11 protein-coding genes are annotated in these 10957 nt (G+C 68.5%); 6 read left to right on the top strand and 5 right to left on the bottom strand.

Annotated features, from left to right (window positions below; translation table 11 throughout):
• The first annotated feature begins 57 nt into the window (after positions 1 to 57).
• Positions 58 to 1350, top strand: coding sequence for a THUMP domain-containing class I SAM-dependent RNA methyltransferase (locus WS62_RS20740; RefSeq protein ID WP_066574663.1), 1293 nt, complete (start codon positions 58 to 60; stop codon positions 1348 to 1350).
• A 191-nt stretch (positions 1351 to 1541) separates the two neighbouring features.
• Here WS62_RS20740 and WS62_RS20735 read toward each other — a convergent pair whose 3' ends face one another.
• Positions 1542 to 2015 carry an SRPBCC family protein gene (locus WS62_RS20735; protein WP_066574852.1) on the bottom strand — a complete coding sequence of 158 codons (474 nt, stop codon included), beginning with the start codon at positions 2013 to 2015 and terminating at the stop codon, positions 1542 to 1544.
• On the bottom strand, positions 2008 to 2340 hold the full coding sequence (locus tag WS62_RS20730; protein WP_066574655.1) for an ArsR/SmtB family transcription factor: 333 nt from the start codon (positions 2338 to 2340) through the stop codon (positions 2008 to 2010). The genes WS62_RS20735 and WS62_RS20730 overlap by 8 nt, the downstream gene beginning before the upstream one ends.
• A gap of 172 nt (positions 2341 to 2512) precedes the next feature.
• On the opposite strand from WS62_RS20730, the gene WS62_RS20725 reads away from it, so the two are divergent.
• Complete coding sequence (locus tag WS62_RS20725; RefSeq protein ID WP_066574651.1) at positions 2513 to 2905, top strand: VOC family protein; 393 nt, start codon at positions 2513 to 2515, stop codon at positions 2903 to 2905.
• 322 nt (positions 2906 to 3227) lie between these two features.
• Positions 3228 to 3896 carry a helix-turn-helix transcriptional regulator gene (locus WS62_RS20720; RefSeq protein ID WP_066574649.1) on the top strand — a complete coding sequence of 223 codons (669 nt, stop codon included), beginning with the start codon at positions 3228 to 3230 and terminating at the stop codon, positions 3894 to 3896.
• 234 nt (positions 3897 to 4130) lie between these two features.
• Here WS62_RS20720 and WS62_RS20710 read toward each other — a convergent pair whose 3' ends face one another.
• The 3 genes from WS62_RS20710 to WS62_RS20700 are packed head-to-tail and all read right to left on the bottom strand — an operon-like array spanning position 4131 to position 7062.
• The gene (locus WS62_RS20710; RefSeq protein WP_059470791.1) at positions 4131 to 5585 is read right to left on the bottom strand and encodes an NAD(P)(+) transhydrogenase (Re/Si-specific) subunit beta; all 1455 of its coding nucleotides are present in this window, start codon (positions 5583 to 5585) and stop codon (positions 4131 to 4133) included.
• Positions 5582 to 5911 (bottom strand): NAD(P) transhydrogenase subunit alpha, encoded by a 330-nt coding sequence (locus tag WS62_RS20705; protein WP_059470790.1) that lies wholly within the window; start codon positions 5909 to 5911, stop codon positions 5582 to 5584. The genes WS62_RS20710 and WS62_RS20705 overlap by 4 nt, the downstream gene beginning before the upstream one ends.
• Positions 5912 to 5922: 11 nt before the next feature.
• Positions 5923 to 7062, bottom strand: coding sequence for a Re/Si-specific NAD(P)(+) transhydrogenase subunit alpha (locus WS62_RS20700; protein ID WP_066574644.1), 1140 nt, complete (start codon positions 7060 to 7062; stop codon positions 5923 to 5925).
• Positions 7063 to 7303: 241 nt separating this feature from the next.
• On the opposite strand from WS62_RS20700, the gene WS62_RS20695 reads away from it, so the two are divergent.
• From WS62_RS20695 to WS62_RS20685, 3 genes are all read left to right on the top strand, one after another.
• Positions 7304 to 7813 (top strand): NUDIX hydrolase, encoded by a 510-nt coding sequence (locus tag WS62_RS20695; RefSeq protein ID WP_066574639.1) that lies wholly within the window; start codon positions 7304 to 7306, stop codon positions 7811 to 7813.
• Positions 7810 to 9054 (top strand): tRNA 2-thiouridine(34) synthase MnmA, encoded by a 1245-nt coding sequence (gene mnmA / locus WS62_RS20690; RefSeq protein WP_066574636.1) that lies wholly within the window; start codon positions 7810 to 7812, stop codon positions 9052 to 9054. The genes WS62_RS20695 and mnmA overlap by 4 nt, the downstream gene beginning before the upstream one ends.
• A 121-nt stretch (positions 9055 to 9175) precedes the next feature.
• Positions 9176 to 10816 carry an FMN-binding glutamate synthase family protein gene (locus tag WS62_RS20685; protein WP_066574632.1) on the top strand — a complete coding sequence of 547 codons (1641 nt, stop codon included), beginning with the start codon at positions 9176 to 9178 and terminating at the stop codon, positions 10814 to 10816.
• The last annotated feature ends 141 nt before the right edge of the window (positions 10817 to 10957 follow it).

The following is a 10957-nucleotide window of genomic DNA, read 5'->3' as shown; positions in this document are numbered from 1 at the left end:
GGCGAGCACGCCCACCCCGCGTACAATGGCGTACTTTTGCACGTATCCGCCCGCCTTATGTCCTCGCCGACCCTATTCGACTTCTTCGCTCCCTGCCCGCGCGGGCTCGAAGCCGCGCTCGCCGCCGAGCTCGCGGAAATCGCTGCACGCCACGCGATCGCCCCGTACGACGCGGGCGCGCAGGTGCCGGGCGGCGTGCATTTCCGCGGCGACTGGGCGGCCGGCATGGCGGCCAACCTGCATTCGCGGATCGCGAGCCGCGTGCTGCTGAAGATCGCGCACCGGCCGTACCGCAACGAGCAGGACGTCTACGCGCTCGCGCTCGAACAGCCGTGGGAGCGCTGGTTCGCGGCGACGCAGACATTGCGCGTCGACATCACCGCGATCAAGTCGCCGCTGAAGAGCCTCGAATTCGCGACGCTGCGCGTGAAGGACGCGATCTGCGACCGCCTGCGCGACAAGACGGGCGCGCGTCCGAGCATCGACACCGCGCAGCCGGACGTCCGCGTGTTCGCGTTCCTGACGGCGGGCGACTGCACGCTCTATCTCGACACGTCCGGCGAGCCGCTCTTCAAGCGCGGCTGGCGCCTCGACAAGGGCGCCGCGCCGCTGCGCGAGAACCTCGCGGCGGGCATCCTGCGCCTGACCGGATGGACGGCCGGCACGCCGCTCTACGATCCGATGTGCGGCAGCGGCACGTTCGTCGCGGAAGCCGCGCAGATCGCGCTCGGCGTAGCGCCAGGCATCGAGCGCCGCTTCGGCTTCGAGAAGCTGAAGCAGTACGACATCACCGCGTGGCAGGCGCTGAAAGTCGCCGCGATGGACACGAAGCGCGCGGCGCGCGGCAAGCGCGGCGATCTGCTGATCTTCGGCAGCGACATTTCCGGCGACATGCTCGATAAGACGCGCGCGAACCTCGAGCGCGCGGGCGTGCCGCCGCTCTGGCTGAAGCAGCTCGATGCGCGCAACATGACGCCGCCCGTCGCGACGCCCGGCGTGATCGTCACGAATCCGCCGTACGGCGAGCGGATCGAGGTGCGCGGCCGCGGCCCGCGCGGCGACGTGCGCGAGACGGGCAAAAGCCGCGGCGGCGACGACGCGTTCCGCCGCACGCACACCGACGCGCCCGACGGCGAGTTCTTCCGCGCGGTCGGCGACGCGCTCAAGCAGCGCTTCACCGGCTGGCAGGCATTCATGCTGAGTTCGGACCGCACGCTGCCGGGCCAGCTCCGGCTGCGCGAATCGGCGAAGACGCCGCTCTTTAACGGCGCGCTCGAATGCCGGCTGTTCCGCTTCGATCTGATCGCGGGCAGCGTGCGGCAGCGCCCGGCGACGGCCGACCGCGAATAACGCGCGGCGCGCTCGCCGCGCAGTGCAAGCGCCGCTTCGGCACCGCCGGCGCGCTCGCCTGCGCCGCGCGTCGGGTCGTGGAGCACGACGCGTCGGCACGCGCACCGGCGCGGCCCGCATCGGCAGTCACGCGCGAGCCCCGGCCACTCTTACGCCTTGGCCGCCGCGCATGTCGGCGCGGCGCGCGATCCTCACTTCTTCTCTGCGCCGTCGCCGTGCCAGCGGCGCGCCGTCATCGCGAGCGGTCGCCCCGTCTCGAGCAGCGTCTTCAGGCTCGACAGCACGACGGGCCACCCCATCCGGATCCCGCGATCCATGTCCGAATCCGGCACGAGATTCGCGTGCGTCACGGTCAGCCGCACCGCGTCGTCCATGAACGGCTCGACGGCGAACGTCACGCGCGTGTCTTCGCTGCCGGTCGGAAACCGCCACGAGATCACGAGCCGGTTCGGCGGATCGTTCTCGATCACGTCGCCGACGAGATCGATCGTGTGCGGATCGTCGTAATCCTGATGCTCCCAGCGCGAGCCGGGCTTCCAGTCCGGCGACGCGTTGCGGTGCCGGCACCAGTACTCCTTCGTCAGTTCCGCGTCGGTGAGCGCATCGAACACGCGCTCGGGCGTCGATGCGATGTACGTCACGTACACATAAGCGGGGTCAGCCATCGTCGTCTCCATCGGTGTGGGCCGCTTCGAGTCCGCGTTTCAGTTCGGCGAGCGCCTGCAGGCGGCGACGCTCGAACGTGCCGATCCGGCGCTCGGCGATCTCGTGGATCGGCACGGGGTTCAGGCAGTGCGATTTCTCGCGGCCGCGCCGCACGGTCGCGACGAGATTCGCGTCCTCGAGGCGCGCCGGATGCTTGCTGACCGCTCGGCGGCTCGTCGCGAGTCCTTCACCGAGCTCGGACAGCGTCTCGCCATTGCGCGCGTGCAGCAAATCGAGCCGGCGGCGGCGCGTCGCATCCATGAGCGCTTTGAATACGAGGTCCATCGGATATCGGTCGGTATCGCTTCATTGTGCAACCTCGAGATTGCACGTCAAGCGCCGTTACGCTGCTGACAATACGTTGTCAGCAGGCCCCGCGCACACTGCGATGCCGTCGCACTGCGACGCGGGTTTCCGGGACGGTTTCCCCCGCATATCAACGTACAAGGAGCTTGCAATGACTGCCGCAAACAGCGAAAGCGTGATCGCCTGGTTCGACATTCCGTCAATCGATTTCGATCGCGCGATCCGCTTCTACGAAGCCGTGCTGCAAACGGCGTTGCAGCGAGAAGTGATCGGCGGGGTGCCGACCGCGGTCTTCGTGCATCCGGAGGCGGCCACAGGCGGCGCGGTCGTCTACGATCCGCAGCGGCTGAAGCCGGGCCCGGACGGCGCCGTCGTCTACCTGAACGCGAACGGCCCGGTGACGGCCGCGCTCGAGCGCGCGAAGCGCGCGGGCGGCATCGTGCAGGGCTCGGTGATCGAGTTGCCGAACAGCTACGGCTACATCGGCTATCTCGTCGACACCGAGGGCAATCGCGTCGGCCTGCACTCGCTCAAATGCAGCTGAGCGCGGCGACGCGGGAACGCATGCTCGCGCGTGCCGGCGCAACGGCCGCCGCGCGAACCGTGACGCGCCACGCCGACGCGTACGCGGCGACGACGATTGCCGCGGCCGCGCATCTGCCCGCGCCGCGAGCGGCGGCAGTAGCGGAGGCGGCAGTAGCGAAGACGGCGGCGGCAATAGCTGAGACAGCATCCGCGCGCGTGCAACCGTGCGCGACCGCAATCGCGCGGGCTGAGCCGACTACGAAAACCGCGCGTGCCCACTGTCGCGCGCGGCGCTATCATCGCGGCATTCCCAATCCCGTCCCCACTCTCGGAGCCCCGCGATGACGCGTCGCGCCGACCGCCTGTTCCAGATCGCCGAATTGCTGCGCGGCCGCCGCCTGACGACCGCGCAGCAACTCGCCGACTGGCTGTCGGTATCGCCGCGCACCGTGTACCGCGACGTGCGCGACCTGCAGCTGTCGGGCGTGCCGATCGAAGGAGAAGCCGGGATCGGCTACCGCCTGAACCGCGCGGCGAGCCTGCCGCCGCTCACGTTCACCGCGGAGGAACTGGCCGCGCTCGCGGCGGGCGCGCGGATGCTCGAGACGTGGGGCGGCGCGCGTTCGGCGCTCGCGAAGATCGCGTCGGCGATGCCCGCCGACAAGCGCGCGACGCTCGACCGGCTCGCGGTATTCGCGCCGTCGTTTCACATCGATCGCGCGTTCTCGGAGAAAGTGGATGCGCTGCACGAAGCGGTCGACGGCCGCCGCATCGTGAGCTTCGCGTACCGCGACCGGCTCGGCGCGCAGACGACGCGCCGCGTGTGGCCGCTCGGGCTCGTCTACTGGGGCGGGCGCTGGACGATCGGCGCGTGGTGCGAGCTGCGCGAAGACTTCCGCACGTTCGACATCGCGCGAATGAACGCAGTCGCGGTGCACGCGCCGTTTCCGGATGAGGCGGGCAAGCGGCTCGCCGACTATCTGCGCAAGGCGAACGCGCCCGTGCGTTGAAGCGCGGCGCGACGGCAAGCGCGCGAGCGATCGTCACGCGAACGCAGCCCGAACGGTCCGTGGCGGCATCGAATCGCTCGAATCGCACGCAGCGATCCGCGACGAACATGCGTCGGCCGCCGACAAAAAGAAAAGCGCCGAAACGATGCGCCGCCCCGCGGACCGCGCATCGTTTCGGCGCCCTGTACGCGAACGGCGAGCGCCCCGGCCGACGCCGGCGCGCCCGCGCATCGCCTACTCGACCGACTTCACCATGTCCTCGATGACCTTCTTCGCATCGCCGAAGACCATCATCGTCTTGTCCATGTAGAAAAGCTCGTTGTCGAGGCCCGCGTAGCCCGCCGCCATCGACCGCTTGTTGACGATCACGGTGCGCGCCTTGTACGCCTCGATGATCGGCATCCCCGCGATCGGCGACTTCGGATCGTTCTTCGCGGCCGGATTCACCACGTCGTTCGCGCCGAGCACGAGCACCACGTCGACCTGCCCGAACTCGCCGTTGATGTCCTCCATCTCGTGGACGATCTCGTACGGCACTTCCGCCTCCGCGAGCAGCACGTTCATGTGGCCCGGCATCCGCCCCGCGACCGGATGGATCGCATAGCGCACGTCGATGCCCTTCTCGACGAGCTTGTCGGTCAACTCCTTCAGCGCATGCTGCGCACGCGCGACGGCAAGCCCGTAGCCCGGCACGATCACGACCGTTTCGGCGTTGCCGAGCATGAACGACGCGTCTTCCGCGGAACCCGACTTCACCGGCCGCTGCTCCTGCGAGCCGCCGCTCGCCGCCGTGCCCGGCTCGGCGCCGAAGCCGCCCAGCAGCACGTTGAAGAACGAGCGGTTCATCGCGTGGCACATGATGTACGACAGGATCGCGCCCGACGAGCCGACCAGGGAGCCCGCGATGATCAGCATCGCGTTGTTCAGCGAAAAGCCGATGCCCGCCGCCGCCCAGCCCGAATACGAGTTCAGCATCGACACGACGACCGGCATGTCCGCGCCGCCGATCGGGATGATGATCAGCACGCCCAGCGCGAACGCGATCGCCGTCATGATCCCGAACGGCAGCCACGACTGCGTCACGAAGAACAGGATGCCGAAGCCGAGCATGCCGAGCGCGAGCATCAGGTTGATCAGATGCTGCCCCGGATAGACGACGGGCGCGCCCTGAAAGAGCCGGAACTTGTACTTGCCCGACAGCTTGCCGAACGCGATCACCGAGCCGGAGAACGTGATCGCGCCGACGAACGTGCCGATGAAGAGCTCGATCCGGTTGCCGAACGGAATGAAGTTCGGCGACGCCGCATCCTGCGGCACGAGCCCGAACGCCTCCGGCTCGGCCACGACCGCGACCGCGATGCACACGGCCGCGAGACCGATCAGCGAGTGCATCGCCGCGACGAGCTCCGGCATCTTCGTCATCTCGACGCGCGCGGCGATCACCGCACCGACCGCGCCGCCGATCACGAGCGCGCCGAACACGAGCCCGAGGCCGAGCGGCAGGTTCGCGCCGAGCCAGGCGGCCTGCTTGACGATCAGCGCGACGGTCGTCAGGATCGCGATCGCCATCCCGACCATTCCGAATAGATTGCCTCGTCTAGCGCTCTTCGGATTCGACAGGCCCTTCAGCGCCTGGATGAAGCACACCGACGCAACGAGGTACAGCAGCGTGACGACGTTCATGCTCATCGCGCGCCCTCCTTCGCCTTGCCGTTCGCCTGCTTCGGCTCTTTCTTCTTGAACATCTCGAGCATGCGCCTCGTCACGAGAAAGCCGCCGAACACGTTGACGGCCGCGAGCGCGACGGCGAGCGTGCCGAAGAACTTGCCGACGCCGCCCAGCGTCAGTGCGGCCGCGAGCATCGCGCCGACGATCACGATCGCCGAGATCGCGTTCGTCACCGCCATCAGCGGCGTGTGCAGCGCGGGCGTCACGTTCCAGACTACGTGGTAGCCGACGTACACCGCCAGCACGAAGATGATCACGTTGATGACCGTGTGATTGATGATCTCCATCCCGCCTCCCGTTATTTGCGCGTGACCTCGCCGTCGCGACACAGAAGCGTCGCGGCGACGATGTCGTCCGAAAGATCGATGTTGAGCGCGCCTTCCTTCGTGACGATCAGCTTCAGGAAGTCGAACAGATTGCGCGCGTAGAGCGACGACGCGTCCGCGGGCACCATCGCGGCCAGGTTCGTGTAGCCGGCGATCGTCACGCCTCGATGGACGATCACCTGGTCGGCGACGGTGAGCGGGCAGTTGCCGCTCTTGCGGCCGTCGAATTCGGGGCCGCGGCCCGCCGCGAGATCGACGAGCACCGAGCCCGGCTTCATCGACTGCACGGTCTCGACGGAGATCAGCGTCGGCGCGGGACGGCCCGGAATCAGCGCGGTCGTGATGACGATGTCGGCCTGCTTCGCGCGCTCGTGCACGAGCGCCGCCTGACGCCCCAGCCACGACGCCGGCATCGGCCGCGCGTAACCGCCGACGCCCTCGGCCGCGTCGCGCTCTTCTTGCGTTTCGTAAGGAACGTCGAGGAATTTCGCGCCGAGCGATTCGATCTGCTCCTTCACCGCGGGACGCACGTCGGACGCTTCGATGACGGCGCCGAGGCGCTTCGCGGTCGCGATCGCCTGCAGCCCCGCGACGCCCGCGCCAAGGATCAGCACGCGCGCGGCCTTGACGGTGCCCGCGGCCGTCATCAGCATCGGAAAGAAGCGCGGATACAGCGCCGCGGCGACGAGCACCGCCTTGTAGCCGGCGATGTTCGCCTGCGACGACAGCACGTCGAGGCTCTGCGCGCGCGTCGTACGCGGCGCGGCTTCGAGCGCGAAGCCCGCGACGCCCGCCGCCGCCAGACGCGCCGCCTGCTCGGCGTTGAACGGCTCGAGCATCCCGACGAGCGTCGCGCCGCGCTTGAACTGCGCGGCCTCCGCATCGGTGGGCGCCTGCACCTTCAGCACGATGTCCGCGCCGAACGCGGTGGCCGCATCGGTCAGCTCGGCGCCGGCGGCCGCGTACGCGTCGTCCGGAAAGCTCGCGGCCACGCCTGCGCCGCGCTCCACCGTCACGCGGTGGCCGGCCGCCGCGTATTTCTTGACCGTCTCCGGCGTCGCCGCCACGCGCGCCTCATTCGCCCGCGTTTCGGCAGGCACTCCGATATGCATCGTCGATCCTCCTCTTCGTTTGTTCTACTGCGACGGCGAGCCGGACGACTGACATACCGGCTCGAAGGCAACGGCTGTTTCAGGCGCCACTTTAACCGAAAGCGGCGACGAATCAGCAATGCGACCCCTTCCCGGTCGACACGCGTGTGCACGTGGGCAACGCCCGGAGTTGCGTCGGGGTCGGAACCGCGCTATACGCGAATCCGGCAGCGGCGCGGCGCAACCGGTAAAATGCGCGGCTATGAAACCCGAAATCTGGACCCCGCACGTGACGGTCGCCTCGATTGTCGAACGCGACGGGCGCTTTCTCGTGATCGAAGAACATACGTCGTCCGGCCTGCGCATCAATCAGCCGGCGGGCCACCTCGAAGCCGGCGAGACCCTCGTCGAAGCGGTGATCCGCGAGACGCTCGAGGAAACCGCGCATCCGTTCGAGCCGGACGCGCTCGTCGGCGTGTATCTTGCGCACTACGCGCGCCCGGCGAGCGCCGGCGCGACCTACCTGCGCTTCACGTTCTGCGGCCGCGCGGGCGACGCGCTCGCCAATCACACGCTCGACGACGGCATCGTCCGCACGCTGTGGATGACGGCCGACGAGCTGCGCGCCTGCGAGGATCGCCACCGGTCGCCCGCGGTGATGCGCTGCGTCGACGACTACCTCGCCGGCCGCCGCGTGCCGCTCGATTTCGTGCATACGCATTCGGTCGCGCCGTATCGCGCGGCCCCGGATCATCAGGCGGTGGGCAAATGACGAAGCGTCGAGTCGTGGTGGGCATGTCGGGCGGCGTCGATTCGTCGGTCACCGCATGGCTGCTGAAGGAACAGGGCTACGACGTCGTCGGCCTCTTCATGAAGAACTGGGAAGACGACGACGACGGCGAATACTGCTCGACGCGGCAGGACTGGATCGACGTCGTGTCGGTCGCGGACCTGATCGGCATCGACGTCGAGGCGGTGAACTTCGCGGCCGAATACAAGGACCGCGTGTTCGCCGAATTCCTGCGCGAATACTCGGCGGGCCGCACGCCGAATCCGGACGTGCTGTGCAACGCGGAGATCAAGTTCAAGGCGTTCCTCGATCACGCGATGTCGCTCGGCGCCCAAACGATCGCGACCGGCCACTACGCGCGCGTGCGCGAGCGCGACGGCCGCTTCGAGCTCCTGAAGGCGTTCGATCATACGAAAGACCAGTCGTACTTCCTGCATCGCCTCAATCAGGCGCAGTTGTCGAAGACGCTGTTCCCGCTCGGCGAAATCCCGAAGACGAAGGTGCGCGAGATCGCCGAGCAGATCGGGCTGCCGAACGCTAAGAAGAAGGATTCGACGGGCATCTGCTTCATCGGCGAGCGCCCGTTCCGCGATTTCCTGAACCGCTATCTGCCGACGAAGCCCGGCCCGATGAAGACGCCCGACGGCAAGACGGTCGGCGAGCACATCGGCCTCGCGTTCTACACGTTCGGCCAGAGGAAGGGCATCGGGCTCGGCGGCAGCAAGGACGGCAGCGGCGAGCCGTGGTTCGTCGCGGCGAAGGACATTGCGTCGAACACGCTCTACGTCGTGCAGGGCCACGATCATCCGTGGCTGCTGTCGCGCGAGCTCGTCGCGGGCAACGTCAGCTGGGTCGCGGGCGAGCCGCCCATCGACGGCTTCGCGTGCGGTGCGAAGACCCGCTATCGGCAGGCCGACGCGGCTAGTATTTTCGGCCGGGCCGCGTCAGGCCGGGCCGCGCCAGGCCGCGCCGCGTCGGGCCGCGCCGCGTCAGGCCTAGCCGCGTCGGGCGGCGGCGCGGCGAGCGGCGTTGCAGCCGGCGCAAGCGGCGAGCGCTTCTCGCTGACGTTCGACGAGCCGCAATGGGCGGTCACGCCCGGCCAGTCGGCGGTGCTGTACGACGGCGACGTGTGCCTCGGCGGCGGCATCATCGAATCCGCGGCAACGGGATGCCCCGACGCCGCGCACGCGGGCGGCGCGCCCGCGCTCGCCGAAGCGCGCTGAACCCCGATCGGTTTAGACTTGCGGCACGCGACGGGCGGCGCGCCGGCATGGCCGCGTCCGCGCCCGCCGCCGTGCCGTTCGTCGACGCATGGCGGCATCCGAAAAACGATATGGAGTCCCCATGCTTTCTCGACGCTATCTCGCGATGTGGTGCGCGGTCGCCCTCTTCGCGGCCGTCGCCGTGCTCGCGGCCCGGCATACGATCTCTTGGCTATGGATCGCGCCCGTCGCCGCGCTCGTCGCGCTCGGCCTGTACGACCTGAAGCAGGACCGCCACGCGATCCTGCGCAACTACCCGCTCTGGGGGCATCTGCGCTTCCTGTTCGAATTCATCCGTCCTGAAATCCGCCAGTACTTCGTCGAAAACGACACCGACGAAAAGCCGTTCTCGCGCGCGCAGCGCAGCCTCGTCTACCAGCGCGCGAAGAGCGTCGCCGACAACCGGCCGTACGGCACCGAGCTCGACGTGAAGGCCGTCGCGCACGAATGGATCAGCCATTCGCTCGCGCCGACGAAGCTGGCCGGCCACGATTTCCGGGTCCGCGTCGGCGCGATGCGCCAAGCGCCGTACGACATCTCGATCTTCAACATTTCGGCGATGAGCTTCGGCGCGCTGTCGGCGAATGCGATCCGCGCGCTGAACCTGGGCGCGAAGAAAGGCGGCTTCGCGCACGACACGGGCGAAGGCTCGCTGTCGAAATATCACCGCGAGCACGGCGGCGACATCATCTGGGAGATCGGCTCCGGCTACTTCGGCTGCCGCCGCGACGACGGCTCGTTCGATCCGGACAAGTTCGAGAAGCAGGCGCGCGACCCGCAGGTGAAGATGATCGAGGTGAAGCTGTCGCAGGGCGCGAAGCCCGGCCACGGCGGCGTGCTGCCCGCCGCGAAGATCACGCCCGAGATCGCCGAGACGCGCGGCGTGCCGATGGGCAAGGATTGCGTGTCGCCCGCCGCGCATTCGGCGTTCTCGACGCCGCGCGGGCTGCTCGAGTTCGTCGAACGGCTGCGCGAGCTGTCGGGCGGCAAGCCGACGGGCTTCAAGCTGTGCGTCGGCCATCCGTGGGAATTCTTCGGGATCGCGAAGGCGATGCTCGAGACAGGCATCGTGCCGGACTTCATCGTCGTCGACGGCGCGGAAGGCGGCACCGGCGCGGCGCCTCTCGAATTCACCGATCATGTCGGCGTGCCGCTGCAGGAAGGGCTCCTCCTCGTGCACAACACGCTCGTCGGGATCGGGCTGCGCGAGCAGGTGAAGCTCGGCGCGAGCGGCAAGATCATCACCGCGTTCGACATCGCGCGCACGCTCGCGATCGGCGCGGACTGGGTGAACTCGGCGCGCGGCTTCATGTTCGCGGTCGGCTGCATCCAGGCGCAGCACTGCCATACGGACCGCTGCCCGACGGGCGTCGCGACGCAGGACCCGGTGCGCCAGCGCGCGCTCGTCGTGCCGGACAAGGCGGAGCGCGTCCACGGCTTCCATCGCAACACGCTGCACGCGCTGCAGGAGCTCGTGCAGGCGGCGGGGCTGTCGCATCCGTCCGAGCTGCGCGCGCATCACATCGTGCAGCGCGTCGCGCCGCACGAAGTGCGGCTGATGTCGCAGTTGCTCAAGTATCTGGAGCCGGGTGCGCTGCTGAACGGCGACCATTGCGGCTTCTCGCTGTACGAGACGTGGTGGCCCGTCGCGCGCAGCGACTCGTTCTCGCCCGGCGAGGGCGGGTACGCGCGGATCGGCAGAAGCGCGCCGGCGCGCGCCTAGGGCGTGTTCACACTACATTGATTTAAGGTTATGCTTCGGGGATGGAAATCTCCGAAGCCCAATTCAAACAGATCGAACATTGCCTGCCGCGACAGCGAGGCAATGTGAGCCTGCCGAACCTGCAAGTGCTCAACGCGATCC

The sequence above is a fragment of the Burkholderia sp. ABCPW 14 genome (assembly GCF_001523835.1).
Taxonomy (GTDB): Bacteria; Pseudomonadota; Gammaproteobacteria; order Burkholderiales; family Burkholderiaceae; genus Burkholderia; species Burkholderia mayonis.
The sequence above is the reverse complement of the archived record's forward strand: the minus strand, read 5'-3'. Positions and strand labels throughout refer to the sequence as shown.

What these genes read in the sequence shown, in the direction of transcription:
- WS62_RS20740 (WP_066574663.1), top strand. Translation starts at nt 58, where the DNA reads ATGTCCTCGCCGACCCTATTCGACTTCTTCGCTCCCTGCCCGCGCGGG.
- WS62_RS20735 (WP_066574852.1), bottom strand. Translation starts at nt 2,015, where the DNA reads ATGGCTGACCCCGCTTATGTGTACGTGACGTACATCGCATCGACGCCC.
- WS62_RS20730 (WP_066574655.1), bottom strand. Translation starts at nt 2,340, where the DNA reads ATGGACCTCGTATTCAAAGCGCTCATGGATGCGACGCGCCGCCGCCGG.
- WS62_RS20725 (WP_066574651.1), top strand. Translation starts at nt 2,513, where the DNA reads ATGACTGCCGCAAACAGCGAAAGCGTGATCGCCTGGTTCGACATTCCG.
- WS62_RS20720 (WP_066574649.1), top strand. Translation starts at nt 3,228, where the DNA reads ATGACGCGTCGCGCCGACCGCCTGTTCCAGATCGCCGAATTGCTGCGC.
- WS62_RS20710 (WP_059470791.1), bottom strand. Translation starts at nt 5,585, where the DNA reads ATGAGCATGAACGTCGTCACGCTGCTGTACCTCGTTGCGTCGGTGTGC.
- WS62_RS20705 (WP_059470790.1), bottom strand. Translation starts at nt 5,911, where the DNA reads ATGGAGATCATCAATCACACGGTCATCAACGTGATCATCTTCGTGCTG.
- WS62_RS20700 (WP_066574644.1), bottom strand. Translation starts at nt 7,062, where the DNA reads ATGCATATCGGAGTGCCTGCCGAAACGCGGGCGAATGAGGCGCGCGTG.
- WS62_RS20695 (WP_066574639.1), top strand. Translation starts at nt 7,304, where the DNA reads ATGAAACCCGAAATCTGGACCCCGCACGTGACGGTCGCCTCGATTGTC.
- mnmA (WP_066574636.1), top strand. Translation starts at nt 7,810, where the DNA reads ATGACGAAGCGTCGAGTCGTGGTGGGCATGTCGGGCGGCGTCGATTCG.
- WS62_RS20685 (WP_066574632.1), top strand. Translation starts at nt 9,176, where the DNA reads ATGCTTTCTCGACGCTATCTCGCGATGTGGTGCGCGGTCGCCCTCTTC.